The sequence below is a fragment of the Micromonospora sp. WMMD710 genome, from assembly GCF_029626045.1.
In the GTDB taxonomy this organism is placed as follows: Bacteria; Actinomycetota; Actinomycetes; order Mycobacteriales; family Micromonosporaceae; genus Micromonospora.
Map to the genome: position 1 here is coordinate 996,357 of NZ_JARUBD010000001.1, position 25,477 is coordinate 1,021,833.

A 25,477-nucleotide genomic window follows, 5' to 3' on the forward strand; every position below is an offset into this window, starting at 1 on the left:
CCGGATCATGGCCATACGGTGCAGGTCAGGGGGGTGCTCGGAAACTGTTTCGGACTGCCCGCCAGTCTGTGTCGGCCCGGTTCCAGTCCCTGTCGTCGGTGATCCAGCCCAGCGTCCAGCGGCCGGCCCCGACGACCTGTTGCCGGGCGTGCAGCCACGGGCCGTTCGGGGCCTCCCAGCGGCACTCCCACTCCGCGCCACCGTCGCTGGCGGCGAGCCGGATCTCGTCGTACCCCGGCAGTGCTCCGGCGGCGGCCGCAGCGTCGCGGGCCGCGCGTAGCCGGACCAGCGGGTCGGCGCTGTCGCCCCGGGCGACGCTGAAGGCCCGGCCGGTCGTCGGGTCCTGGAAGCAGGCCACCGCGCCGTCCTGGGAGTAGTGCCAGGTCGCCGGGACGGAGACCCGGAAGCCGGTGGTGTCGGCGTGCCAGACCCAGCCGGGCGGCGGCCGGAACGCCTCGCCCGGGAGCGGTGCGCCGGCCAGCACCGGCGCGCCGACGACATCCGGACGGACACACGCGAACGGCGGCGGCGGGACGTCGCGTCCACCCGGGGGTGGGCCGGGCCGGTCGGGGCCGCGACCGGGACCGCCCGGCCCGTCCGGGGGACGGTTCGGCGGCGCGGCGGTGGGCCACCCGGCGGTGTCGCTGGGCTCGTCACCGGTGACGGCCAACGCGGTGCCCACGCCGGCGGCCGCGGCGACCAGCAGCGCGACGGCGATCAGCGCGGCCCGGCGAGCGGTGCGCCGCCTGTCCGGCGGTGTGGTGGAGACCGGGCCGCCCGGGTCTGCGGCGGGTTCGCCGGGCTCGGGTAGCGGGATGGTGGGGTCCTGGTCGGCCAGGTCGTCGGCCAGGCCATCGGCCGCGGCGGCGCGGTTGCCGTCCGCCGGACCATCGGGGCCGGACGCCGCGAGCGGGTTGGCGCCACCGGACGCCAAAAGCGGGTTGGCGCCGCCGGACGTCAGCGCTGGATCGGTGCGACCGTCCGCCGCGGCGGTGAGCAGTCGGCGGGCGGCATCGTGGTCGAGACGGTCGTGCGGATCGCGGCGTAACAGCCCGGCGAGCACCGGCGCGAGCGGCCCGGCGTGCGGGGCCGGGTCCGGCGGGCCGGCGGCCAGCGCGCTGAGGGTGGCCATGGCGGTGCTGCGGGCGTACGGGGAGCGGCCCTCGACGGCAGCGTGCAGGGTGGCCCCGAGCGACCACAGGTCGGCCGCCACCGTGGACACCCCTTCGGCGGCCCGCTCCGGCGCGACGTACTGCGGAGAGCCGAGCACCATCCCGGGGCGGGTCATCGCGCCGTCGCCACCGTCGAAGGTGGCCAGCCCGAAGTCGGTGAGCATCACCCGCCCGTCGTGGGCCATGAGCACGTTCTGCGGCTTGATGTCGCGGTGCAGCACCCCGGCCGTGTGCGCGGCGTGCAGCGCGCCGAGCAGCGCCAGCCCGATCCGGGCGGCACGGGTCGGCTCCAGCGGCCCCTCGGCGTCCAGGACGTCCTGCAGGGTGCGCGACGGCACGTACTCCATGACGATCCACGGGCTGCCCTCGACCGGGACGACGTCGTAGAGCCGGACCACCGCGGGGTGGTTGAGCCGGGCCGCGGTGCGCGCCTCCCGCAGGGTGCGCGAGCGCAGTTCGGCACGCTCGTGGTCGGCCAGCCAACCCGGTGGCACGACCTCCTTGACCGCGACCTCGCGGTGCAGCATCTCGTCGCGGGCACGCCACACCCGACCCATGCCCCCGCGACCAACCAGGTCGAGCAGCCGGTACCGACCGGCGATCAGCACCTGCGCACGCTCCTCCTCAGCCGCTGTCCGGGCTACACCCTAACCAGCGGATTGGAAGTCACCTATCGGTCGTCCGACTCACCTCAGCAGGCGGCGTGGTCGACGGTGGCGAGCAGATTGCCCTCCGGGATGGCGATCCGGGTACGTCCACCCGCCAGTTGGGCCGCGGCACGCCGGGCCTGCAGCGGACCGTGCTCGCGGCGGGCGGCGGCGTAGCTGGCCGCCGTGCGGGCCGCGATCGTGGCCCAGCCGTAGCGCTCGCCGACCATGGTGCGGGCCTTGCGGGCCACCCGGCGGGCGAAGACCTCGTCGCCGAGGAGCTGACCGACCGCGCCGGCGAGCGCGTCCGGGTCGCTGTGCGGGAACGTCACCCCGGTCACGCCGGCCTCGACGATCTCGGCGAGGCCGCCGGTGCGGGCCACGGCCAGGGGCGCGCCGGCGGCCGCCGCCTCCAGGGCCACCATGCCGAACGGCTCGTAGAGGCTGGGCACCACGGTCGCGTCGGTGGCGCCGAGCACCGCGGGCAGCTGGGTGGCGTCGAGGAAACCGGTGAAGCGGACGGTCGAGGAGAGCGCCAGCCGGCGGGCCTGGGCCTCCAGCTCGGCGCGGTACGGGCCGTCGCCGGCGATCACCACGCGCAGCCCGGGGTGCTGCTCCCGCAGCCGGGGCACCGCGTGGACGAGGTGCTGCACGCCCTTTTCGTAGACCAGCCGCCCGGCGTACCCGACCAGCGGGCCGGTCCCGGCGAAACGGGCGCGGGCCGAGGCGACCGCACGCGGACGGGCCCGCCAGGCGCGGTCGTCGACCCCGTTGGGCACCACGTCGACCTGTGCGGCCGGTACGTCGAAGAGGGTGGTGACCTGGTCGCGCATGTACCCCGAGCAGGTGATGACGCGGGTGGAGACGCCGCTGAGCCAGTGTTCGACGCCGTGGATGGTGCGGTTCATCTCCTCGGGTAGCCAGCCCTGGTGCCGGCCGGCTTCGGTGGCGTGGATGGTGGTGACGAGGGGGATGTCCAGGTGGTCGCGCAGGGTCATCGCGGTGTGCGCGACGAGCCAGTCGTGGGCGTGGATGACGTCGTAGCTGTCGGCCTGGGTGGCGCGTAGGGCGGTGCGGGTGAGGGTGTGGTTGAACGCCATCGTCCAGGCGAGCAGGGAGCCGGTGGCCAAGGGGAAGGTGACCGGGTCTTCGGGGGCGCGCAGGATGCGCACGCCGTCGGCGTACTCCTCCAGGGGTGCGCCCTCGGCGTGGCGGGTGACGACGGTGACCTCGTGGCCGGCGGCGGCCAGGGCGACGGAGAGGGCGTGCACGTGTCGGCCGAGGCCGCCGACGAGCACCGGCGGGTACTCCCAGGAGAGCATCAGTACCCGCAGCTGCCGGGCGGGGTGGATGTCGATCACGTGGGCGTCGGGTGACATGCGGCCCCCTTTGAGTTGTCCCCGGGCGCGCGCCGACCGACACCGGATTCGATGTCGCCGTCGCGTCTGGATCGGGGCCAATCCTGCCGGGATCGAGATAACCAGCGGAGACACCACCGTTGCGGTCGTGTAAAGCGCTACTGGCCCTTTCGGCGCACCCGCAGCAGCTCGGCCACCGACCATGCCTGGAAAGGGCAGCCGGTCGCGGAGTGCGGCGCGAGGCCATCGGCCGTCTCACTTACCGATCCTAGCCCATATTCGGTCAGATGGGCCTCTATGCCGATGAAAACGTCATCGACTGACATCTTTCCCCGGCGGCAGGCGTCCACGTACGGACCGAGCAGCCACGGCCAGACCGTGCCCTGGTGGTAGCCGCCGTCGCGCTCCGCGGGACCACCGCTGTGCCGGCCCACGAACTCCGGCGCGTCCGGGGCGAGACTGCGCGGCCCGAGCGGAGTGAACAGCCCCGCCGCGACCCGGCGCAGCGTCTGTTCGTCCGCCTCCAGCGGCGCGAACGGCAACGACCACGCCAGCAACTGGTTCGGGCGCAGCGCGTCGTCGTCGTGCAGGGCGGCGCCACCCAGCGGGTACGCCGGAGCGGGCGCGTCCAGCACGTCGTGCAGCCAGCCGGTCGGGGCCGGGAAGCGGTCCCGGAACGAGGCCGTCGCGTGCCCGTGCCGCCGCCACAGGTCGGCCGCGTCCTGCCCGGCCAGCTCGGTCAGCTCCGCGAGCCCGGCCAGCCCGTTGATCCACAGCGCGTTGACCTCGACCGGCTTGCCGGTACGCGGGGTGACCGGCACCCCGTACACCCGGGCATCCATCCAGGTCAGCGCGGTGCCCGGAGCGCCCTGGGTGAGCAGCCCGTCGGCCGGGTCGACGGCGATCCCGTAGCGGGTGCCGGCCACGTGGGCGTCCACGACCGTCCGCAGCGCGGGCAGCAGCTCGTCGCCGAGGTCGGTGTCGCCGGTGACGGTGACGTGCCGGCTCACCGCGTGCAGGAACCACAGAGTGCCGTCGACGGTGTTGTACTCCACCCGTCCGGTGTCGGCAGTGTTGGCGAGCATCCCCTCGGACAGCGTCGCCGCGTACGCCCGCAGCAGCGACCTTCCCAGGTCGGCCCGACCGGTGCAGAGGAACAACCCCTCGTACGAGATCATCGTGTCCCGGGACCAGGCCCCGAACCAGGGGTAGCCGGCGACCACGTCCACCGCCGCGTCGTTGGTGCGCACCACGAACGCGTCGGCGGCCAGCACCAGGGTGGCCTCCACGTCGTCGGCTGGCTTCGCCGTCGCCACCACATGCCGGTTGCGCCGTCGGGCCGTGGCCACGATGTCCTCCGCCGACATCGGCTCCAGGTCGAGCGGGGCGGTCCAGGCCCGCACCGACACCGTGTCGCCGGGGTGTTCCAGCTCGCCGGCGAAGCGGCCCGCGTACCAGAGGTCCTCGTCCGGGTGCAGACCCCGGTTGGCCTCCTCGCGGTGGTGCACGCCCAGCCACCACTGCCCCTCCGGTGCCCAGCCCGGCCCGGCCAACCGGTACGCGCCCTCGACCACCGCGCCGTCGGCCACCGTCTCGACCTGCGGGGTCGGCCCGTCGGCGCGCCGTTCGCCGTGCGCGTCGCGCCAGGTGCAGGCGGCGGACAGCTCCAACCGGACCGGCCCGCCGGCCACCAGCCGGTGCACCACCGCCACGCAGGAGCGGCCCGGCAGCATGGCCAGCTCGCGTTCGATCACCACCGCGCCGATCCGCCACCGCCACCGGGGCAGCCCGTCGACCAGGTCGAAGCGCTCCAACAGCTCGAAGCCGCGCGGGTCCACGTCGCCGGAGGACCACTCGTGCGCGCCGAGCCGCACCCGTGCGCCGGACGGCAGGGTGACCGCCGGATCGAGACTGACCAGTCCCACCTGGCGAGACGCCGGGGTTTCGCCGGGCACCACGAGCAGACCGTGGTAGCGGCGGGTCCGCAACCCGCCGACGGTGCCCATCGCGTACCCGCCGAGACCGTCGGGCACCAGCCATTCCCGGCTCGCCGCGCTGCTCAGATCGCCGCAGACCTGCGGGCCGAAGTGAATGTCGATCAACTTTCCTCCACCGGCGGCGGGGTGTAACACGCCACGACGAGAATGGCCGCTGTGGTCAAGTACCGCGGCGGCGTCAAAGATGTGCACGTGATCACTGACCGTTCGTCCTCCGACGCCTCGCCACCCGACGCTGAGCGGCTCCGGCTCGCCCAGGCCGACTCGGGTGAGCAGGACTGGCGCGCATGGGGTCCCTATCTGTCCGAACGGGCGTGGGGGACGGTACGGGAGGACTACAGCGAGCACGGTACGGCCTGGGACTACTTCCCGCATGACCACGCGCGGTCCAGAGCCTACCGGTGGAATGAAGATGGGATGGCGGGCGTCTGCGACGAACGACAGACCTTCGCGTTCGCCCTCGCGCTGTGGAACGGCAAGGACCCGATCCTCAAGGAGCGCATGTTCGGCCTCGGCGGTGACGGCGGCAACCACGGCGAGGACGTCAAGGAGTACTGGTGGTACGAGGACTCCACGCCCACCCACTCCTGGATGCGTTGGCGCTACCACTACCCGCAGGCAGCCTTCCCGTACGACGAACTCGTCGCGGTGAACGCGCTGCGCGGCCGGGACGACACCGAGTACGAGCTGGTGGACACCGGGATCTTCGACGACGACCGGTACTGGGCGGTGACCGTCGACTACGCCAAGGCGTCCCCGACCGACCTGTGCATGGTGATCACCGTGGCGAACCGGGGCGACCGGGCGGAGACCCTGCACGTCCTGCCCACCCTGTGGTTCCGCAACACCTGGGCCTGGGGCCTGCCCGGCGGGGACCGCATTCCCACCCTGACCGGCGAGGGCACCCGGCTGGTCGGTGAACACCGGGTGTTCGGCCAACTGCTGCTGGAGGGCGACGGCGGTCCGGTGCCGCTGCTCTGCGACAACGACACCAACGCCGAACGGCTCTGGGGGCTGCCCGGCCGCTCGGCGTACCCGAAGGACGGCATCAACGACCACGTGGTCAACGGCGCGGCCACCGTCAACCCGGCGCGGGAGGGCACCAAGGGCGCGCTGCACTACGTCCTCGACGTGCCGGCCGGCGGGCAACGGCAGATCCGGTTGCGGCTCACCCGTACCGCCTCGCCGCCGGCCGCCGCCCCGCCGCCCCCGGCCGACCTCGGCGAAGGGTTCGAGGCGGTGGTGTGGGCACGGCGCGCCGAGGCGAACCGGTTCTTCGCCGGGGTGATCCCGCCGGCCGCCACACCCGACGAGGCGCTGGTCGCCCGGCAGGCCATCGCCGGGCTGATGTGGGGCAAGCAGTTCTACCACTTCGACGTCAAGCGCTGGCTGGAGGGCGATCCTGGCTCGTCGCCGCCGGCCGGGCGCCGACACGGGCGCAACAGCGCCTGGTGGCACATGACCAGCTTCGACGTGATCTCCATGCCCGACCCGTGGGAATACCCGTGGTACGCGGCCTGGGACCTGGCCTTCCACTGCGTGAGCATCGCCCGCGTCGACCCGGGCTTCGCCAAGGAACAACTACTGCTCCTGCTCCGCGAGTGGTACCTGCACCCCAACGGGCAGATCCCGGCGTACGAGTGGGCGTTCGGCGACGTGAACCCGCCGGTGCACGCCTGGGCGGCGCTCAAGGTGTTCGAGATCGACGGCGGCCGGGACTTCGAGTTCCTGGCCCGGGTGATGCACAAGCTGCTGCTCAACTTCACCTGGTGGGTCAACCGCAAGGACACCGGTGGCAACAACGTGTTCGAGGGCGGTTTCCTCGGGCTGGACAACGTCGGGCCGTTCGACCGTTCGGCGGCGCTGCCGGTGGCCGGGGTGCTGGAGCAGTCCGACGGCACCGGCTGGATGGCCATGTACGCGCTCAACCTGCTGGACATGGCGATCGTGTTGGCCGAGCACGACCGGACCTGGGTGGACACCGCCACCAAGTTCTTCGAACACTTCGCGTACATCGCCGCCGCCGCGTACGAGCAGGGGCTGTGGGACGACGAGGACGCCTTCTTCTACGACGTGCTGCGCCTCGCCGACGGCACGAAGGTGCCGCTGAAGGTGCGCTCGGTGGTCGGGCTGCTGCCACTGGCGGCCACCACCCGGCTCACGGCGAAGACCCTGCACCGCCTGCCGGAGCTGGGCGCCCGGCTGCGCTGGTTCCTCACCAACCGCCCCGAGTACGCCCAGGTGATCGGCACCCGCCGGCTCGGCCCCGACGGCCGCCAGCAGCGGCTGCTGTCCATGGTCGGCCCGGAGCAGGTGGTCCGGCTGCTCGCCCGGATGCTGGACACCGACGAGTTCCTGTCCGAGTACGGCCTGCGCACGCTGTCCCGCGCGCACCTGGACAAGCCGTTCTCGGTAACCCTCGGCGGGCAGGAGTTCTCCGTCGGCTACGAGCCGGCCGAGTCGACCAGCGGCCTGTTCGGCGGCAACTCGAACTGGCGCGGCCCGATCTGGATGCCGACGAACTTCCTGCTGATCAGCGCGCTGCGCGACTATGCGGCGTTCTTCGGCGACGACCTCCAGGTCGAGTACCCGACCCGCTCCGGGGTGAAGCGCACGCTGGACGAGATCGCCGACGACCTGTCCGCCCGACTGATCTCGCTGTTCACGCAGGACGACTGGGGGAGACGGCCGATCTACGGTGCCTGTCAGCTCTTCCAGACCCACCCGGACTGGCGGGACCTGGTCGCCTTCCCCGAGTACTTCCACGGCGACAACGGGGCGGGGCTGGGCGCCTGGCACCAGACCGGTTGGACGGCCCTGGTCGCCGACCTGATCCTCACCCTGCGCCGGTGATCCGGTGAGAAGCGCCTCCGATCGCACCTTCCCGCCCCGGTGTCGCGCCGGAGGACGACTGGCGTCGTCGCAGGATCCAGCTCAGGTAAAGACATCGTCCAGTCACACTTTCCTAGACTCTCGCTGGACCCAGATCTCGTCTGTCCACTCCGGATGCCCGAAACGCCGCCGGCGAGCGGCGCTCGCACCGCGGTCCGACACACCTGATGTGAGACCAGTCAAGAACACGCTGTACGCCTGGAGGAACCGGTGCCCGCACCCTCGACCCCGCTGAGGAAGCTCGGTTTCCTCACGATCGGTCTGTTCGACGAGGCCGACCCGCGTGCAGGCCACGAGTCGACGCTGGACATCATCGCGCTCGGCGAGCAACTCGGGTTCGACAGCGCCTGGGTGCGCCACCGCCACCTCCAGTACGGCATCTCCTCACCGATCGCCGTCCTGGCGGCTGCCTCACAGCGGACCAGCCGCATCGAACTCGGCACCGCGGTCACCCCCCTCGGCTGGGAGAACCCGCTGCGGCTGGCCGAGGACCTGGCGACCGTCGACATCCTCTCCGGCGGGCGGCTCAACCCGGGAGTGAGCGTCGGCCCGCCGACGCGTGACGACAGCGTCATGCGATCGCTGTACCCCGACACCGCACACGCCGAGGAGTTCGACTACACCCGGCTGCGGCGGCTGCTCGACTTCGTCCGTGGCGCACCGGCCAGTGACTTCGACGGCGTCAAGGGCATGGAGGCGTTCTCCGAGCGAGTGCAGCCACACTCTCCCGGTCTGGCCAGCCGGATGTGGTACGGCGCCGGAAGCCTCCGGTCGGCGCGATGGGCCGGCGAGCAGGGCATGAACCTGCTCACCAGCAGCGTGGTGAAGGCCGAGGAGTCCACGGACTTCGCCGAGGTCCAGCTATCCCAGATCCGGGCCTTCCGAGCTCTGCACCCGGACGGCGACCGTGCCCGGGTCTCCCAGGGCCTGGTCGTGATCCCCACCGACTCGGCCACCCCGGACCAGCGTGCCCGCTACGAGGAGTACAGCCGTCAGCGGATGCCCCGGACCACGTCAACGCACGGGCCGAGCCGGGTGATGTTCGCCCCCGACATCGTCGGACCGGCGGAGATGATCGCCGAGCGTCTGTACGCGCATGCCGCGTTCCGTGAGGTGACCGAGGTCGCCTTCGCCCTGCCATTCACTTTTGAGCACGCCGATTACGTTCAGATCCTCACCGACATGGCGACCCGACTCGGCCCACTGCTCGGCTGGCATCCGGCCTCATAGGTCGACAGCGCCCTTCAATTGGCGAGCAGGGTGCTGACGAGCGTGACGTAGGTGGCGGTGCCGACCAGGATGCTGAGAAGGGCGCTGCGGCGCCAGAGGTGCAGCCCAACGGTGATGCCAACAGCCAGCAGCGTGACGATCAGGCGGTCGGGACGCTGGTGTGGCACGTCGCGGAGGCAGTAGGCCGCGAGGGTGATCATGATGCCGGCAGGCATGGCGGCCGCGAGGTAGGTGACGGTGGGGCTGGCGCGGAGCCGGTCCAGGACGGCGAACGGCAGGGCGCGCAGTCCCCACGCGACGGCGGCGGAGGTCACGACCGCGGCGAGTAGATACGGGGCGTCAGGCACGGGTGGGTCTCCGGGTGGTCAGAAATCGGCGTACGAGCAGCGCCGTGGTGAACAGCGTGAGGGCGACGGGCAAGAACTGGTTCGGGAGACTGAGGTAGGTGGCGAGCGCCGCGAGCAGGGCCAGGAGTGGGGTAGGGAGGTCGTGGCGGCGGGCCCGGATCGCCTCGATGGCCAGCACGACGAACAACGCGGTCAGCGCGAAGTCCAGACCGGCGACGCGCTCTGGGATCAGTGCGCCGAGTGTCCCGCCGAGTGTTGCGCCACCCACCCAGTACAGGTGCAGAAACATTTGAAGCGCGACGATGCGGCGGCCGGGCCATGCCTGAGCCTGCCTGTTGGCGGTGAGGGCGTATGCCTCGTCGGTCAACGCGAAGGTGCTGTACAGCTTGCCTCTGCGGCTGTGGACTCGGTGCAGTGGGAACGACAGCCCGTAGAACAGGTGCCGAACGTTGACCAGCAGCGCGGTCGCCGCGATCGTGGCCAGCGGCGCGAATGCGCTGATGAGGCCAATGAGCAGGAACTCGAATGAGCCGGCGTAGATGACCGTGGTGAAGACCGTGGCCCACCACCAGTGCAGTCCGGCTTGAACGACCAGCACTCCGAGAGCGACGCCCAACGGTGCCAGCCCCAGTCCGACGGGCAGGGAGTCCTTGAGTGCGGCGAGCAGAGAGGACGGCGCCTTCACGTCGTGGTCCTTCCCGGTGGCAGCCGCCGTCGGATCGCTTGACATGCTGAAATTGTATTTCAAAGCCTGCGTAATTTGGTGCCAAATAGTTGCCGTATAATCGTCGTGTGGGTAATCGGGAACGCCTTGATGCGCTTGATCGGGAAATTTTATTTCAACTGAGTCGGGACGGCAGGTTGAGTAACGTCGAGTTGGCACGGCGGGTGGGGCTCACTCCGCCGCCGTGTCTGCGCCGGGTCAAACGGCTGGAGGACACCGGCGTCATCGCCGGCTACCGCGCCGTGATCGACCCCGTCGCGACCGGCCGTGGGCTCGAGGTTCTGATCGACGTCGAGATCGCGGCGCAGAACCTCCGAACGGTGCAGGAGTTCGAAGACACCGTGTCCGCATACGACGAGGTGGTTGAGTTTCGCCGCATGTTCGGCCGCCCCGACTACCTCGTGCGGGTCGCTGTCGAGGACCATGGCGCCTTTGAGGCATTCCTCAGCGGCAAGCTCATCGGCCTACCGGGTGTCCTGCGAGTCGAGTCTCGCCTGACCATGAAACTGATCAAGAGCAACTAGACGAGTAAGTCCTAACGACCCCGGGGTGTGGGCATAGACGAAGGGTGTTGAAGATCCGTTTGTGACGACAGACCTCAACACCCTTCTGACCGCACTGTACGTAAAGATCGACGACTGGCTCGGACGTCCTCGCCGAACGGGTAGGCCACCGAAGCTCTCCGACGCGGAGTTGCTCACCCTGGCCGTCGCGCAGGCGCTGCTCGGGGTGCGTTCCGAGGCCCGTTGGCTGCGGTTCGTCCCCGGGCATCTGCCCGGTGCGTTCCCGTATATGCCCGGACAGTCCGGTTACAACAAGCGTTTACGGGCGGCGTTGCCGCTGCTCAAGCGTGCCATTCGGGCGGTCGCCGAGGACACCGACCTGTGGTCCGACACGACCTGGGTCATCGACTCCACACCGGTGGAATACGGCCGTTCCAGGCCAACGGTGAAACGCCCCGATCTGGTGGGGTGGGCCGGGTACGGCTACTGCGCCTCGCACTCGAGGTTCTTCTGGGGCCTGCGGCTGCATCTCATCTGCACCCCGTCCGGTCTGCCGATCGCGTGGGCGCTCGCTACCCCGAAGGTCGACGAGCGGGAGGTGCGACCAGGCGGTCCCCCAGCGCTCGGCGCAGCTCGAGGTCGCCGCCCTGTCGCTGCACCCCGCCCAGGTCAACGGCTATCCGGCGCTGATCGTCCGGCTCGACGGCGAGCTGGACACCGTCCTGGCGTTGCGCATCGACGACGGCCTCGTCACCGGGCTCTACGCCGTTCGCAATCCCGAGAAGCTGTCGCACATGCGACAGGCGACCTCTCTGCGTCGCTGATCTGCGGCCGACACGGCTGACGCGGGTCTCCGGAATATCGGCCGTGGTTAATTGTCGGACCACTCGGGACGACCCGGACGGGCGGCCCGGTCGACCGGATTTCCGAAACTTCAGACCGAAGCCACGCTGAACCATGCTGTGCGTGACCAACTACCGTGGCTGGTATGACGGGCCGGCGACCGCGGTTGTTCATCAGCAGCGCCCAGGGTTACCTGAGTCGATACCGAATTGCCGCCATTCAGATGGCTCCCCGGGTCGGGTTCGAGCCGGTCTACATGGAGGATTTCGGTGCCCAGGCGCCGCCCCCGCTCGAGGTCTGCCGAGCGGGCGTGACGGGCAGCGACGTGCTGTTGCTCCTGATCGGGCACCGGTACGGCTCGCGGCCGCCGGGCGAGACGAGGTCGTACACGGAGGTCGAGTACGACTGGGCAACCGACGGCGGACTGCGGGTCCTCGTGTACGTGGTCGACCCGGATCACCCGTGGCCACCGAAGGAACTCGACCGGTCCGACGAGGACCGGATGGCGGTCCGGGCATTCGTCGACCGGGTGTCTTCCAAACACACGATCGATCGCTTCGGGGATGTCGGCGATTTTCGGGCGGACCTCGCGGTCGCTCTGATGCGCGAGCGAGACAACCTCGTCAATTCCGAATCCTGGGCCACGACCGAACGCCATGCCGTTCGCCGTGCTCCGAAACTCGTTGCCTTTCCCAGCTACACGGGCGCGGCGCACTTCACCGGCCGGGCCGGAGAACTCGCCGAGCTCGATGACTGGTGTGGAGGTGAGAGCGGTCCGGTGCGGGTGCTGGAGGCCATCGGTGGCACCGGCAAGTCGGCGCTGGCCTGGACGTGGTTGACGGGGAGCGCCGTCGGTGCCGCCCCGCGCTGGGCCGGCCGGTTCTGGTGGAGCTTCTACGAGGGGTCGTCGTCGGTCACGCACTTCATCGTGGAGTTCCTCGCCTATGCCCGGCCGGAGCGTGACACCACCACCCTGACGTCGAGCCAGCTCGTCGCGGAGGTCGAGGACGTGCTGGGGTCGGCGCCGTACCTCCTGGTCCTCGACGGGGTGGAACGGCTCACCCAGGCGTACCACCAGCTGGATCCCTCGAAGGTGACCGACGAGGACGTGGCCCGCAGTGGGCACCACCGGCCCAACGCCATCGTCGATGTCGCGGCCTACGATCTGCTGGCCCGGCTCTCCCGGGCGAAGCCGTCACGGGTTCTGATCGCCACACGTCTGACCCCCGACGCGTTGCTCGGTTCCGCGGGGCGACCCACCGACGGCGTCACCGTGCAGAAGCTGGGCGGTCTTGGTCCCGACTCCACCGGCACGCTCGTCGCCGGGCTCGGCGTGACCGGCAACCCCGAGCTGGTGACCCGCTTCTTCAGCAAGCTCGACTACCATCCGCTGGTCATCGAGATCGTCGTCGGCCTGGTGAACAACTACCGGCGGGCGCCGCGTGACTTCGACGCCTGGATCGAGGACCCACTGCACGGGGGTAGCTTCCGGCTCTCCGAGCAGGAGTTCGTGCACCGGCGGGCCCATGTCGTGGCGGCCGCCCTCAAGAACCTGGACCAGGCGAGCGCCCGGGTCCTGCGCTACCTGTCCGCCCTGTCCAGCGCCGCGGACTGGGACCTCGTGCAGGATCTCAACCCGTTCCTGCCGGCCAAACCCCGACGTCAGCCCCCCGACCTCAGCTCGCTCGGGCCGCGCCCGATCCTGACGTGGATGCCACCCGGCCCAGAGCTGGCGGACGCCCTCGCCGAGCGGGACCGGTGGGATGTCCGAGCCCGTGATCTGACCGACGCCGCCGACCGCGCCCACGCCGACGAGATGCGCCGGTGGGCCGCCTCGCGGGAGACGCGCCTCGCCCTGGTCGAGCTGGAGAACGCCCTCCGGGACCTTGAGGACCGAGGGCTCCTGTGGTGGGATCGGGTGGCCAACAGGTACGACCTGCATCCGGTCATCCGGGCTGCCGCCCACGAGGGCATCGACGCCGACGGCCGGCTGGACGTGTCGAACCGGATCGTCGACCATTTCGCCTCCTGGCATCCACCGGCCGAGATTCGCACGGTCGAGGATCTCGCCCCCGCGGTCACCGCCTTCCGTGCTCTGGTCGACGCCGGCGAGATCGAGGTGGCGCTGCGGGGCATCGGTGGCCACCTTCCCCAGCTCCTCGACCTGGGTGCGTTCACCACCGTGGTGGAACTTCTGGAGCCGCTGGCCGAGATGGCCGGAAGCTGGTACCAGAACTTCCTCATGGAAGCGTATGCGGCTCTGGGCAATGTGGCCGACGCGCTCGCGCACTACGAGAGGTCGGTCGCGGCGGCGCTGGTGGAGCGGGATCCGATCAAGGTGGGGATCTATATCAGCAACATCTCGCTGTGCATGACGGATCTGAACCGTTTCGCCTTCTCCGCTCGGGCTCTCCGGCTCCTGAAACGCCTCATGGAGGCGACCGGTGAAGATGGCGGCGACCGGGCACGATTTCTCGCTCAACGGGCCGAGGAGTCGTTGAGGACGGGCGACCTGGAGCCGGTCGCGGCGCTCGTGAGCGAGGCACGGGCACTTCCGGAGAATCCCTATGACCGCAACTTCGCCACCCGTCTGTACTTCCTGGACCTCTACCTGCGGCTGAGGTCGGGACTCCTCACCTTCGAGGACCTCGACAGTGCCGAGGCGGGCGTGCGGTCCATCTACTACCGGCTTGATCTGCTCAATCTCCGATTCAGTCTCGCGGCGCGTACCGGGAAATTGGAGATCGCCCTGGACGCGGCGAACGACATCGCGCGGCTGTATCGCGACGCCGGATGTCCCCACAGCACGGCGCGTGTGGCCTGGGCGTTGGCCGCGCTGCGCCGACCCGAGGCCCCGCAGGTCCTCGAAGAGGCCAGGACGATCGAGGCGCGGCTGGAGCCGCGGCTGCGCCAGCCGGGGTACGTCGCCGACAGCCTCGTCCTGCTCGGTCGACCCGACGAGGCGCGCACGTACGCGCTGCTCGCCTACCGGGCCGCCTGGGCGGACGGGCCGGGGTTTCACGACGTCGATGAGGTCGCCAGGGCGGTGACCCGGCTCGAAGCACTGGGTGAGGCGGTGCCCGACATCGAGGCCGGCGACGTCGGCCCCTTCGAGTGGGAGCCGGCGTTCAACGACTTTGTCGCCTCGTACACCCGGTTCGACCTGGCCTTTCTTCGCCCCTACATCCGGCGATCGGGCGTCGATGCCTCGATCGCCGAGACCTGGCCCCAGCCGGACGGCGACTGGACAGCGTGGCTCACCGCGATCGCCAGGTCCATCGTCGGAGCCGAGGCGAGCGAGTACGTGGCGGTCGCGACGCAGCTCCGAAGCGTCCTGGAGGAGCGGGTCGGCGCGGTGCTGGCCGCGACTCTCGAGGCACAGGGGCACGCGGAGTTTCAACGACTGGACCTCCTCGACTTCGAGACCACCGAACGCCTGAAGAACGAGGCACTGACGAACGCCGCCTGGGCAGGTCGCATCCGTGCCGCGCTGGCTCGTCCGGCCGACGAGGTGGTCGCCGCCCTCGTGGAGGTCGTCAAGGGGTACTGGCTGGCGAAACACCGCGCACACTTTCCACGGGTCGTCGCCTCGGTGGCTCGGACGCTGGCGGAAGCCATCGTCGCCGAGTTGCGCGACCCCGGACCGAGCGAGGGGTGACCTCCGCTACCGGCCTCACCGCGGCGGCATGGGTGTCTCCGGTGGCTGGCCACGGGACCGTCGGGCATCCGCGCCGGCCACGCCGAGCAGCGTCGGGGACGGCAGGCGGCGGGGGAAGCGGGCAACACAGTCACCAATCCGTCACCGAAAGAATGCGGGCCGTGTTCGGCCGTACGCTCGTGGGCGTGCCCGGACCTGCCGAGAAGGCCACCGAACAGGACCGGCGTGACCTCATCGTCACGGTCGCGCGGGAGTTGGCCGAGACGGAAGGCTGGGCGGGGGTGAGCACCCGCCGGCTGTCCGAACGGGCCGAGATCGACATCGGCGACATCTACCGCCACTTCGCCGACCTGGAGGCGCTGCTCGCCGCCGTCGCGGTGTGCGCCTTCGCCGACCTGGCAGCCGACCTGGCGGAGGCGCACGCGGACGCCACCGACGAACCCGAGGGCGCCTGGTCGGCGGTCGCGACCGCGTACCTCGACTTCGCTTACGCGAATCCGGAGGTCTATGACGCGATGCTCGCGCTGACCCCCGACCTGGCCCTCGGCGACGACGGCGTGCCGGGCGCGCCGCGGGCGGTCTTCACCGAGCTGCGGGCGGCCCTGGCCCCGCTCGCCGAGGGGCGGGACCTGGACACCCTCGCCGAGGTGGGCTGGAGCCTGCTGCACGGCGTGGTGATGCTGACCCGGGGCGGCCGGTTGCGGCCCGAGGGGCAGGAGGAGCGGGAAGCGATGATCGCGGCGACGCTGCTGCGGTGGCCGTGACCGCCGCGGGGCCAGGGGACGGACGGTCCTCGGGCACCGACGTGCCGAACCGCGGTCAGTTGAGGGGCTCGCGGTCGGCCGCGCCCTTGTCGACGAACCGGAACGTGGTGGTCAGCGCCGCGTTGCCCACCTCCTTGAGGATCAGACCGTTGCCGGCGGCGTGCTGCAGGTACCGGGACTCGCTGCCGATGGCGTCCCCGCCGATCGGTGTCGGAACGAACAGGACGCGCCCGCCGGTGACCCACTTCGTGCTGAACATGCCGTACTCCTCAAGGGTCGTCCCGAACCTGTCGGGGCGGAGATCTACCTGGTCGTCGGGTCCGCGAGATCGCGGCCACAGACCCAGCACGGCGGCCGGACCCCAACGGTTCGCCGAAATCCGGAAGATCTGGAATTCATCTGCCGCCTATCCTGTCTCCTTCGCGTAGGGGCAGTGGGTACGGGGAGGGGATGCTGTGGCGGTCGCCGAGGTGGCGCGTCGACGGGCGCAGGTGTTGATCTTCGATGCGGACGACACCCTGTGGGAGAACAACGTCGTCTTCGAGCGGGTGATCGACGACTTCCTGGACTGGCTCGACCACCCCACCCTGGAACGGGCGCAACTGCGGGCCGTCCTCGACGACATCGAGCGGGCCAACGCGGTCGCGCACGGCTACGGCAGCAAGGTCTTTCTGCGCAGCCTCGGGGAGTGCCTGGAGCGGCTGCGCGAACGGCCGGCGACCGACGCCGAACGTCAGGAGATCGACCGTCTCGCCGTGGCGCTCATCGAGCACCGGGTGGAGCTGATGCCCGGGGTGGCCGACGCGCTCGATGAGCTGGCCGGCCGGCACGAGCTGTTGCTACTGACCAAAGGCGACCAGGCCGAGCAGCAGCGCAAGCTGGACGCCTGCGGCCTGCTGCACCACTTCCGGGCGGCGCACATCGTCGCCGAGAAGACCGTCGACACGTACCGGTGGCTGATCCGGGAACACGGCTTCGCCCCCGCTGACGCCTGGATGATCGGCAACTCCCCGAAGTCGGACATCCTGCCGGCGCGGGCGGCCGGGTTGAGCGCGGTGTTCATCCCGAACGAGAACACGTGGGTGCTGGAGGACGACGAGCTGGACCCGACCGACGGCGGAGTGCTGCGGCTCGCCGCGTTCCGTGACCTGCTGCGGCACTTCTGACCGCACCGAACCCGAACAGCGTCCGCGATCATGGTCGCGTTACGCCGACATGCCTGAATTCCACCTTGAGATCAGTCACGCCGCCGGTCGTCCCGGACGGCTTGTCCGGCCGGTCGGAGCGCGCCTAACCTGGGCCGGCGCTCACGGCCTTTCGGGGTGTACCGGGGGCGTGGCGGCGTTCGGCGGGTGGGCACCGTGGAGCTGAGTGCGGAACGGTCGGCTCTCCCCGTCCGCGTGTGGCGTCGTGCCACGCCGCGCGGCCGGGTGCCGGAGCTGTCCGCTCCCATGCCGGACAGCCGAGGGTCAGGACCGGGTAGTTGCGGACCCGGTCCTGGCCCGGCCCAGGAATCGACCACCCCGGCGAACGGGGCAGACCGCGAGCCGGGTCGACTGTCAGGATGCCGGAATGAAGCGCAGAACCCTCCTGGCTGGCACCACCGCCGGCCTGGCGGCACCGGCCCTGCTCGCACCCACGGCCCCCGCCTTCGGCGCGACCCGGCCGGCGCCGGCCTGGGGCACCGCACCGGTGCCCCACTCCACCCGGCCGACCACCCCGCGCCACAACCTGGCCGCCCGGTTGACCACCCTGCCGACGCAGACCAGGCAGGTGACCGTCGTCGCTGCCACCAGCTACACCACCACGTACGCCACCCTTGAGGCGTACGTGAAGGTCAGGGGCCGCTGGCAGCCTGCCTCGTCGGCACTGCCCGCCCGCATCGGCTCCAAGGGATTCAGTGACAACCACGTGGAGGGCGTGCCGACCACCCCGACCGGTGTCTACTCGATCGGCCCCACCATGTACGGCATCGCCGCCAACCCCGGCGTACGGTATCCGTACCACCGGTTGGTCAGTGGCGACTGGTGGAACGAGAACCCCTCGTCGTCGCGGTACAACACCTTCCAGCACAGCTCCACCAACCCGGGCGGGGCCAGCGAGGCGCTGTGGCAGGAGGTCGCCGCGTACACCCATTTCGCGGTGATCACCTACAACATGCCGCCGAACGTGGCGCCGCCGATCCCGAACGCCGGCAGCGGCATCTTCCTGCACCAGTTCAGCACCACCGCCGGCAACGCGACCGCCGGCTGTGTGTCCCTCTCCCGGGACAACCTCGTCGACGTGCTGAGCTGGCTCGACCCGGCGTTGTCGCCGCGCATCGTGCTCAGCCCGTACGCCCAGCTCGGCCGGTACTGACCCGCGCGACCGGCGGGCTCCGCGCTCAGGATCCTTCGCGTCGGACGATCGCCACCGCCACCCGGCAGAACTCGTCCATGTCGGGGTTGAAGCCGGCGGCGATGTCGGGATGCAGCCCGGAGCGGGTCTCGTCCAGCAGTCGTTGGCAGACCTGCTCGACCGGCTCGCCCGCGTAGCTGGCGCGTACCCGGTCGGTGGCGGCCTGGAGCGCCGAGGTCAGCTGCTCCTCCAGCGGGCCGCGCAGCTTCTGCTGCACGGGGTCGAGCCCGCGCGGGTCGAGCGTGACATGTGGCTCCGACATCGGTGCTCCCTTCGTCGGCGACCGCGATACCCCACCGCGGACGTCGGTCAAACCCCGGTCGGTACGGCGGCGACCCGCACCTGGTACGAGAAGTCCTCCGCCGGCTCCTCGTGGTACGACAGCCGGCGGATCTGCCGGTCGTCGTCGTAGAGGGCGACGTCCACCAGGACACCGAGGTGGGCCAGCCCGATCGACGACACGCGCTTCTTGTCCTGCAACACCGCACAGACGCCGCCGAGCAGGGTGCTGGCGTCGGACGTGCGGTGCCCGGGCGGGCAGCGCAGCACCAGGTCCACCTCGACGGGCCCGGGCAACGGCGTCCAGCCGGTGCGCTGGGCCGCGGTGAGGGCGGCCTGGAGCAGGGTGCGTACCCTCGTCGCCTGCCGGTGCCCGGCGGCGAAGATGGACAACGCTTCGGTCTTGACCGGTGGCAGGCCGCTCACCTCGAATGTCAGGGCGAGAGCGCGGGTGTCCTGCACGACGGCACCTCCTCGTTGGGACGATCCTGCCGAACCGGGGGAGCGGCGGTGGGACGTTCCCGCGATTACCCACCGATCGGGCAGGTTGGGGTCGGCCGGAGGCGTGTCGACGGCGGCGGCGAACGCGCTGGCTGCGGCGCTAGGAAAACGCTAGTCGACGCTGCCCGCGCTGGGTAGTGGGTCGTTCACCCGACGCGGAACGAAGGCGCAGAACTCGTTGCCCTCCGGGTCGGCCAGCACCCACCAGCGCGCCGTGTCGATCGGCTCCCGCAGCAGCGTCGCGCCCGCCGCGATGAGCGCGGTCGGCTCCTCGTCGACCATCTCGACGTCCCAGTGCAGCCGGTTCTTGACCGTCTTGGGCTCGGGCACCCCGGCGAACACCCAGTAGTCCCAGGGGAACCCGGACGCGCCGATGATCGACGCGTGGGTCCCCTCGTCCTCGACGGTGCCGCCGACCACCCCGGCCCACCAGGTCGCCTGCGCGGCCGGGTCGGCCGAGTCGACGACCAGCTCGAACGGCCCCGGTCGAGTGCCCTCGCGGGCTCCGAACGCGCAGAACGGGTTGCCCTCCGGGTCGTCCAGCACCCACCAGGTGACGTCGCCGGACGGCTCCGCGACCAGTCGCGCGCCGCCGGCGAGCAGCGCCGCCGGGTCCGTGTCGGCCAGGCGCAGATCCAGGTGTACGCGGGTCTTTCCGACCCGTGGCTCGGGCACCCGGTTCACCCAGATCGACTCGGCGTCGGAGCGCGCCGATCGGGGGTCCACCCGGGTGTCGCCGTCACCGGCATCGGCCACGTCGGCGTCCAGCATCCGCGCCCAGAACCCACCGAGCGTGAGCGGGTCCGTGGCGTCCAGACAAAGATCCTTGAAGCGTGCGATCACCGCCCCAGCATGCCCGGTGCCGCCCTGCGTCGAACAGGATCGCGGAGCGGGGGCCGCGTGGGTCCGGCGATCATGGAGTTGTGGTGCCTGGCTTGGCGTTGCACGGGCGGTTTGTCGCCCACCACAACTCCATGATCGACGAGGCGGTACCGGCCTGACGCGAAGGAGTTGTCGCGGGTTTGCCGGTATGGAGCGCGCGAGGGGAGAGGCCCCGGGGCGAGGGCCGCTCCTGGGATCGCGTCGGTCGGCGCATCGACGATCCGCGCGGTGAGCTGGTTGTCGGCATGGGCCACGCGTTCGCCGTCCGGCAGTTCGGCGATCATGCACTGGCCGGCCAGCCCCAGGTACATGCCCGCGGTGCGGTGGCGGTGATGATCGTCCGGCCGCCCGTCCCGCACGTCGCCATGCGCCCGCTCTGGCGGTGCCGGAACTGTGGCGGCGAGTGGCCCTGCCAACCGGCCAAGCTCGCCCTGCTGGCCGAGTGCCGGACCAACCGGACCGCACTGCTGATCTATCTCGGCACTCTGATGCACGAGGCGACGAACCAGCTCACCCGGACCATCCGCCAGCCCGAATGACCGAGCGCTTCCTCTCCTGGACGAGGGTCCGGAGCTGACGCCCCGGGTCCGCCGCCTCGGCGATGTGGCGTCGGGGCAGGCCAGAGACGGCATTCGCTGCGCCGACTCCCGTTGTGTCGGCCAGGTTTCGCGGCTTCACGGGTGGGGCAGTGTAGCCGCACAGAGTATCCGGACCGGGGCGTTTCCGCAGCTCATCGGCTCGGAGTCAGCTCTCGCCGTGCGCCGGGGCACGGATGCCCTCCCCGGTTTCCGCCGAAGAGAGGGGGGAGGGCGATGACACACTCCAGAACGGCCCGACACCGGCGTCGGCCGGTTGTCCGGGTTGGTGCGGCGGCTGCCGCGCTGGCGCTCGTCGCGCCGCTCGCCGCGTGCGGCGCCGACGACACCGGCGGCACGCCGACGATCAACCTGTACTACCCGCCCGAGCAGAACCTGCAGAAGGTCGTCGACGACTGCAACGCGCAGGCCCAGGGACGGTACGAGATCGCCTACCGGGTGCTGCCCCGCCAGGCCGACGACCAGCGGGTGCAGATGGTGCGCCGGCTGGCCGCCAAGGACACCGGCATGGACGTGCTCGGCCTGGACGTCACCTGGACCCAGGAGTTCGCCAGCGCCGACTGGATCCGTGAGTGGACCGGCCAGGACAAGTCCGAGGTCGAGCAGGGCACTCTCGCCGGCCCGCTGGACACCGCCCGCTACGAGGACAAGCTCTACGCGGCGCCGAAGAACACCAACGTGCAGCTGCTCTGGTACCGCAAGGACCTGGTGCCGCAGCCGCCGGCCACCTGGGACCAGATGATCGACGCGGCCCAGCAGCTCAAGGAGCAGGGCAAGCCGTACCAGGTGCTCACCATGGGCGCCCAGTACGAGGGCCTGGTCGTGCTCTACAACACCCTGGCCGAGAGCGCCGGCGGAAAGATCCTCTCCGACGACGGCAAGCAGGCCGTGATGGACGACGGCACGGTCCGGGCGCTGGAACAGTTGCAGCACTTCGCCACGTCGGGCGTGACCTCGCCGTCCTTCAGCAACGCCACCGAGGACCCGGTGCGGCTGGAGTTCCAATCCGGCGCGGGCGCGTTCCAGGTGAACTGGCCGTTCGTCTACCCGGCGCTTCAGGAGGCCAACCCGGACCTGGCCAAGCAGGTCGGCTGGGCGCGTGTGCCCGGCGTCGACGGGGGCACCCCCAGCAAGGTCACCATCGGTGGGGTGAACCTGGCGGTCAGCTCCTACTCCGAGCACCCGGAACTGTCCTTCGAGGTCGCGCGGTGCCTCCGCAGCGCCGAGCACCAGAAGTTCTCCGCCATCAACGACGGCGTGCCGCCGACCATCGAGGCGGTCTTCGACGACCCGGAGATGACCGAGGCGTACCCGATGAAGGACACCATCCTGGAGGAGCTGAAGGAGCCGGCGACCCGGCCGCTGACCCCGGCGTACCAGAGCATCTCCACCGTCATGTCGGCGATCCTGTCCCCGCCGTCGGCGATCCGTCCGCAACAGACCGCCGACGAGTTGCGCGGCGCCATCGCCGACGCCCTCCAGTCGAAGGGGGTCCTGCCGTGACCCTTCCCGCCACGCCGACCGACACCGCCCCAGAGAAGAGCCCCGCGTCCGCCAGCGTTCCCACCCAGCGCGGCAGCCGCCGCAAGGCGCCACTGAGCGAGAACAAGAAGGCCGAACGCAAGCTCGGCTGGCTGCTCTGCGCGCCCGCCGCGCTGGTGATGGTCGCGGTGACCGCGTACCCGATCATCTACTCGGTCTGGCTGTCGTTGCAGCGCTACGACCTGCGCTTCCCCGACCAGCGTGAGTTCATCGGGCTGGAGAACTACGTCACCGTGCTCACCAACGAGTTCTGGTGGACCGCGTTCGGGGTGACCGCGCTGATCACGGTGGTCACCGTGGCCGTCGAGCTGGTGCTCGGCATGGGGTTGGCGCTGATCATGCACCGTACGCTGGTCGGGCGGGGCATCGTCCGCACCTCGGCGCTCATCCCGTACGGCATCGTCACGGTCGTCGCCGCGTTCTCCTGGCGGTACGCCTGGACCCCCGGCACCGGCTACCTGGCCGACCTGTTCAGCGACGGCGCGCCGCTCACCGAGCGGGCCAGCTCGCTGGCGATCATCATGCTCGCCGAGATCTGGAAGACCACGCCGTTCATGGCGCTGCTGCTGATGGCCGGGCTGGCGCTGGTCCCCGAGGACCTGCTCAAGGCCGCCTCCACCGACGGGGCGACGGCCTGGCAGCGGTTCACCAAGGTGATGCTGCCGGTGATGAAGCCGGCGATCCTCGTCGCCCTGCTGTTCCGCACCCTGGACGCGTTCCGCGTCTTCGACAACATCTTCGTGTTGACCGCCGGCGGCAACGAGACCTCGTCGGTGTCGATGCTCGCCTACAACAACCTGATCCGGGGTCTGAACCTCGGCATCGGCTCGACGATGTCGGTGCTGATCTTCATCACCGTGGCGATCATCGCCTTCGTCTTCGTGAAGCTTTTCGGTACCGCTGCTCCCGGCAGCGACGACGGGGAGAGGCGCTGACATGGCTGTCGAAACCACCACCCGGGCGAAGCTGCGCTGGGGTCTGCTGGACGTCCTCGTGGTCGTCTTCGCGCTGATCCCCGTCCTGTGGATCGCCTCGCTGTCGTTCAAGACGCCGGCCACCCTCACCGACGGGAAGTTCTTCCCCCGCGAGTGGACGCTGGACAACTACAAGACGATCTTCGAGACCGACCAGTTCGTCCGAGCCTTGATCAACTCGATCGGCATCGCGCTCATCGCCACGCTCGTCGCGGTGGTGCTCGGCGCGATGGCCGCGTACGCGATCAGCCGTCTGGACTTCCCCGGCAAGGGGCTGCTGGTCGGCGTCTCCCTGCTGATCGCGATGTTCCCGCAGGTGTCGCTGGTGTCACCGCTGTTCGAGATCGAGCGGCAGCTCGGCCTCTTCGACACCTGGCCCGGTCTGATCCTGCCGTACATCACCTTCGCGTTGCCGCTGGCGATCTACACGCTGTCGGCGTTCTTCAAGCAGATCCCGTGGGACCTGGAGAAGGCCGCGAAGATGGACGGCGCGACCCAGGCCCAGGCGTTCCGTCGGGTGATCGCCCCGCTGGCCGCGCCCGGCCTGTTCACCACCGCGATCCTGGTGTTCATCTTCTGCTGGAACGACTTCCTGTTCGCCATCTCGCTGACCTCCACCGAGCGGTCACGCACGGTGCCGGCCGCGCTGTCGTTCTTCACCGGCGCCTCGCAGTTCGAGGACCCCACCGGGGCGATCTGCGCCGCCGCCGTGGTGATCACCGTTCCGATCATCCTGTTCGTTCTCTTCTTCCAGCGTCGCATCGTGTCCGGTCTGACCTCCGGCGCAGTCAAGGGATAGGTGAGTAGTCATGGCTGACATCGTGCTGGACAAGGTGAGCAAGAGCTTCCCGGACGGGACCGTCGCCGTGCAGGACGTCGACCTGGAGATCGCCGACGGCGAGTTCGTGATCCTGGTCGGGCCTTCGGGCTGCGGCAAGTCCACCACCCTGAACATGATCGCGGGGCTGGAGGACATCAGCTCCGGAGAGCTGCGCATCGCCGGGCAGCGGGTCAACGACAAGGCGCCCCGGGACCGGGACATCGCCATGGTGTTCCAGTCGTACGCCCTGTACCCCAACATGACGGTGCGGGAGAACATGGCGTTCCCGCTGCGGCTGGCGAAGCTGGACAAGGAGACCATCAACGCCAAGGTCGACGAGGCGGCGAAGGTCCTGGAGCTGACCTCGCTGCTGGATCGCAAGCCCGCCAACCTCTCGGGCGGGCAGCGGCAGCGGGTGGCGATGGGCCGGGCGATCGTCCGCCAGCCCAAGGCGTTCCTCATGGACGAGCCGCTGTCCAACCTGGACGCGAAGCTGCGCGTGCAGATGCGCACGGTGGTGTCCCGGTTGCAGAAGCAGCTCGGCACCACCACCGTCTACGTCACCCACGACCAGACCGAGGCGATGACCCTCGGCGACCGGGTCGTGATCATGCGGGGCGGTGCGGTGCAGCAGGTCGGTCCGCCGCAGGAGCTGTACGACCACCCGCGCAACCTCTTCGTGGCCGGTTTCATCGGCTCGCCGTCGATGAACTTCCTGCACGCCGCCGTGCAGGACGGCAGCCTGCGTACCGCACTGGGTGACGTGCCGCTCGGCGACCGGGTCCGCCGGGAGCTGGAGGCTGCGGACGCGCCCCGCGAGCTGATCCTCGGCATCCGACCCGAGCACTTCGAGGACGCCGAGCTGATCGACGACGACACCCGTCGGCGGGGCCTGGAGTTCGACGCGCCCGTGGAGATCGTCGAGTCGATGGGCTCGGACAAGTACGTCTACTTCACCGTGGAGGGGGAGCGGGCCAGCGCCGCCGAGTTGGAGGAGCTGGCCGCCGACGCGGGTTCGGCCGACTTCGCCGGCGCCGGCGGCAACCTCGTCACCCGGCTGTCCGCGGAGTCCCCGGTCGCCGAGGGGCAGTCCCGCCGGGTCTGGTTCAACCTGGAGAAGATCCACCTGTTCGACCCGGGCACCGGCCGCAACCTGACCCTGCACGAGGGCCGGGCGGCCGGCGCGCTCGCCGACTGACCGCGCGCCCCGCGCGATGGTCGTGCTCCACGCGATGGTCGTGCTCGATCATTGATGCAGTGGTGTCGGGCGGCGTGCGATGCCACGACAACCAGGATGGTGCGCGATCGTGGTGGCGAGGGGCCGGCGGGCGAGCCCGCCGGCCCCTCGCCG

General features: G+C 70.4%; 21 protein-coding genes and 1 pseudogene. 13 read left to right on the forward strand and 9 right to left on the reverse strand.

The window, feature by feature from the left end:
• Positions 1 to 25: 25 nt before the first annotated feature.
• From O7620_RS04670 to O7620_RS04680, 3 genes are all read right to left on the reverse strand, one after another.
• Positions 26 to 1,780 (reverse strand): serine/threonine-protein kinase, encoded by a 1,755-nt coding sequence (locus tag O7620_RS04670; RefSeq protein ID WP_278121993.1) that lies wholly within the window; start codon positions 1,778 to 1,780, stop codon positions 26 to 28.
• Between the two features lie 83 nt (positions 1,781 to 1,863).
• A complete protein-coding gene (locus tag O7620_RS04675) occupies positions 1,864 to 3,198 on the reverse strand; it encodes a glycosyltransferase family 4 protein (protein WP_278121994.1) in 1,335 nt (444 codons plus the stop codon).
• A gap of 137 nt (positions 3,199 to 3,335) precedes the next feature.
• A complete protein-coding gene (locus O7620_RS04680; protein ID WP_278121995.1) occupies positions 3,336 to 5,279 on the reverse strand; it encodes an amylo-alpha-1,6-glucosidase in 1,944 nt (647 codons plus the stop codon).
• A 42-nt stretch (positions 5,280 to 5,321) separates the two neighbouring features.
• Between O7620_RS04680 and O7620_RS04685 the strand changes: the two genes are divergently transcribed.
• On the forward strand, positions 5,322 to 8,027 hold the full coding sequence (locus O7620_RS04685; RefSeq protein ID WP_278121996.1) for a glucosidase: 2,706 nt from the start codon (positions 5,322 to 5,324) through the stop codon (positions 8,025 to 8,027).
• A gap of 249 nt (positions 8,028 to 8,276) precedes the next feature.
• Positions 8,277 to 9,296 (forward strand): LLM class flavin-dependent oxidoreductase, encoded by a 1,020-nt coding sequence (locus O7620_RS04690; RefSeq protein ID WP_278121997.1) that lies wholly within the window; start codon positions 8,277 to 8,279, stop codon positions 9,294 to 9,296.
• A gap of 14 nt (positions 9,297 to 9,310) precedes the next feature.
• Here O7620_RS04690 and O7620_RS04695 read toward each other — a convergent pair whose 3' ends face one another.
• Positions 9,311 to 9,643: an AzlD domain-containing protein gene (locus O7620_RS04695; protein ID WP_151490650.1), complete on the reverse strand. Its 333-nt coding sequence runs from the start codon at positions 9,641 to 9,643 to the stop codon at positions 9,311 to 9,313.
• The gene (locus tag O7620_RS04700; protein ID WP_151490651.1) at positions 9,636 to 10,373 is read right to left on the reverse strand and encodes an AzlC family ABC transporter permease; all 738 of its coding nucleotides are present in this window, start codon (positions 10,371 to 10,373) and stop codon (positions 9,636 to 9,638) included. Before O7620_RS04700 ends, O7620_RS04695 begins: the two co-directional genes overlap by 8 nt.
• Positions 10,374 to 10,435: 62 nt before the next feature.
• On the opposite strand from O7620_RS04700, the gene O7620_RS04705 reads away from it, so the two are divergent.
• The 4 genes and pseudogenes from O7620_RS04705 to O7620_RS04720 all read left to right on the forward strand — a co-directional run bounded on the left by O7620_RS04705 (position 10,436) and on the right by O7620_RS04720 (position 16,135).
• Entirely contained in the window at positions 10,436 to 10,891 is a 456-nt protein-coding gene (locus O7620_RS04705) for an Lrp/AsnC family transcriptional regulator (protein ID WP_278121998.1), read from the forward strand.
• A 61-nt stretch (positions 10,892 to 10,952) separates the two neighbouring features.
• A pseudogene (locus O7620_RS04710) lies at positions 10,953 to 11,468 on the forward strand (IS982 family transposase); the annotation flags it as partial.
• A gap of 390 nt (positions 11,469 to 11,858) precedes the next feature.
• A complete protein-coding gene (locus O7620_RS04715) occupies positions 11,859 to 15,371 on the forward strand; it encodes a DUF4062 domain-containing protein (protein WP_278121999.1) in 3,513 nt (1,170 codons plus the stop codon).
• Between the two features lie 185 nt (positions 15,372 to 15,556).
• Entirely contained in the window at positions 15,557 to 16,135 is a 579-nt protein-coding gene (locus O7620_RS04720; protein ID WP_278122000.1) for a TetR/AcrR family transcriptional regulator, read from the forward strand.
• A 55-nt stretch (positions 16,136 to 16,190) separates the two neighbouring features.
• On the opposite strand, the gene O7620_RS04725 is transcribed toward O7620_RS04720, so the two are convergent.
• The gene (locus tag O7620_RS04725) at positions 16,191 to 16,394 is read right to left on the reverse strand and encodes a hypothetical protein (protein WP_278122001.1); all 204 of its coding nucleotides are present in this window, start codon (positions 16,392 to 16,394) and stop codon (positions 16,191 to 16,193) included.
• A 232-nt stretch (positions 16,395 to 16,626) separates the two neighbouring features.
• Between O7620_RS04725 and O7620_RS04730 the strand changes: the two genes are divergently transcribed.
• Both O7620_RS04730 and O7620_RS04735 read left to right on the forward strand, forming a co-directional pair.
• The gene (locus O7620_RS04730; protein ID WP_278126866.1) at positions 16,627 to 17,301 is read left to right on the forward strand and encodes an HAD family hydrolase; all 675 of its coding nucleotides are present in this window, start codon (positions 16,627 to 16,629) and stop codon (positions 17,299 to 17,301) included.
• Positions 17,302 to 17,707: 406 nt separating this feature from the next.
• Positions 17,708 to 18,493: a L,D-transpeptidase family protein gene (locus tag O7620_RS04735; RefSeq protein WP_278122002.1), complete on the forward strand. Its 786-nt coding sequence runs from the start codon at positions 17,708 to 17,710 to the stop codon at positions 18,491 to 18,493.
• A gap of 25 nt (positions 18,494 to 18,518) precedes the next feature.
• Here O7620_RS04735 and O7620_RS04740 read toward each other — a convergent pair whose 3' ends face one another.
• The 3 genes from O7620_RS04740 to O7620_RS04750 form a co-directional block, all read right to left on the reverse strand.
• Positions 18,519 to 18,794, reverse strand: a complete 276-nt coding sequence (locus tag O7620_RS04740; protein ID WP_278122003.1) for a hypothetical protein — start codon at positions 18,792 to 18,794, stop codon at positions 18,519 to 18,521.
• A 47-nt stretch (positions 18,795 to 18,841) separates the two neighbouring features.
• The gene (locus tag O7620_RS04745) at positions 18,842 to 19,273 is read right to left on the reverse strand and encodes a hypothetical protein (RefSeq protein ID WP_278122004.1); all 432 of its coding nucleotides are present in this window, start codon (positions 19,271 to 19,273) and stop codon (positions 18,842 to 18,844) included.
• A 150-nt stretch (positions 19,274 to 19,423) separates the two neighbouring features.
• On the reverse strand, positions 19,424 to 20,155 hold the full coding sequence (locus tag O7620_RS04750) for a VOC family protein (RefSeq protein WP_278122005.1): 732 nt from the start codon (positions 20,153 to 20,155) through the stop codon (positions 19,424 to 19,426).
• Positions 20,156 to 20,439: 284 nt separating this feature from the next.
• On the opposite strand from O7620_RS04750, the gene O7620_RS04755 reads away from it, so the two are divergent.
• The 5 genes from O7620_RS04755 to ugpC all read left to right on the forward strand — a co-directional run bounded on the left by O7620_RS04755 (position 20,440) and on the right by ugpC (position 25,324).
• Positions 20,440 to 20,733: a hypothetical protein gene (locus O7620_RS04755; protein ID WP_278122006.1), complete on the forward strand. Its 294-nt coding sequence runs from the start codon at positions 20,440 to 20,442 to the stop codon at positions 20,731 to 20,733.
• Positions 20,734 to 21,006: 273 nt separating this feature from the next.
• Positions 21,007 to 22,293 (forward strand): ABC transporter substrate-binding protein, encoded by a 1,287-nt coding sequence (locus tag O7620_RS04760; RefSeq protein ID WP_278122007.1) that lies wholly within the window; start codon positions 21,007 to 21,009, stop codon positions 22,291 to 22,293.
• Positions 22,290 to 23,267, forward strand: a complete 978-nt coding sequence (locus O7620_RS04765; RefSeq protein WP_278122008.1) for a sugar ABC transporter permease — start codon at positions 22,290 to 22,292, stop codon at positions 23,265 to 23,267. Before O7620_RS04760 ends, O7620_RS04765 begins: the two co-directional genes overlap by 4 nt.
• A 1-nt stretch (position 23,268) precedes the next feature.
• Complete coding sequence (locus O7620_RS04770; protein WP_151490659.1) at positions 23,269 to 24,105, forward strand: carbohydrate ABC transporter permease; 837 nt, start codon at positions 23,269 to 23,271, stop codon at positions 24,103 to 24,105.
• A gap of 10 nt (positions 24,106 to 24,115) precedes the next feature.
• Positions 24,116 to 25,324 carry a sn-glycerol-3-phosphate ABC transporter ATP-binding protein UgpC gene (gene ugpC, locus O7620_RS04775; protein ID WP_151490660.1) on the forward strand — a complete coding sequence of 403 codons (1,209 nt, stop codon included), beginning with the start codon at positions 24,116 to 24,118 and terminating at the stop codon, positions 25,322 to 25,324.
• The last annotated feature ends 153 nt before the right edge of the window (positions 25,325 to 25,477 follow it).

Excerpts from the sequence above, each read along its gene's own strand:
- O7620_RS04760 (WP_278122007.1), top strand. The coding sequence starts at position 21,007 with ATGACACACTCCAGAACGGCCCGACACCGGCGTCGGCCGGTTGTCCGG.
- O7620_RS04735 (WP_278122002.1), top strand. The coding sequence starts at position 17,708 with ATGAAGCGCAGAACCCTCCTGGCTGGCACCACCGCCGGCCTGGCGGCA.
- O7620_RS04715 (WP_278121999.1), top strand. The coding sequence starts at position 11,859 with ATGACGGGCCGGCGACCGCGGTTGTTCATCAGCAGCGCCCAGGGTTAC.
- O7620_RS04685 (WP_278121996.1), top strand. The coding sequence starts at position 5,322 with ATGGCCGCTGTGGTCAAGTACCGCGGCGGCGTCAAAGATGTGCACGTG.
- O7620_RS04725 (WP_278122001.1), bottom strand. The coding sequence starts at position 16,394 with ATGTTCAGCACGAAGTGGGTCACCGGCGGGCGCGTCCTGTTCGTTCCG.
- O7620_RS04755 (WP_278122006.1), top strand. The coding sequence starts at position 20,440 with ATGGGCCACGCGTTCGCCGTCCGGCAGTTCGGCGATCATGCACTGGCC.
- O7620_RS04700 (WP_151490651.1), bottom strand. The coding sequence starts at position 10,373 with ATGTCAAGCGATCCGACGGCGGCTGCCACCGGGAAGGACCACGACGTG.
- O7620_RS04675 (WP_278121994.1), bottom strand. The coding sequence starts at position 3,198 with ATGTCACCCGACGCCCACGTGATCGACATCCACCCCGCCCGGCAGCTG.
- O7620_RS04770 (WP_151490659.1), top strand. The coding sequence starts at position 23,269 with ATGGCTGTCGAAACCACCACCCGGGCGAAGCTGCGCTGGGGTCTGCTG.
- O7620_RS04740 (WP_278122003.1), bottom strand. The coding sequence starts at position 18,794 with ATGTCGGAGCCACATGTCACGCTCGACCCGCGCGGGCTCGACCCCGTG.
- ugpC (WP_151490660.1), top strand. The coding sequence starts at position 24,116 with ATGGCTGACATCGTGCTGGACAAGGTGAGCAAGAGCTTCCCGGACGGG.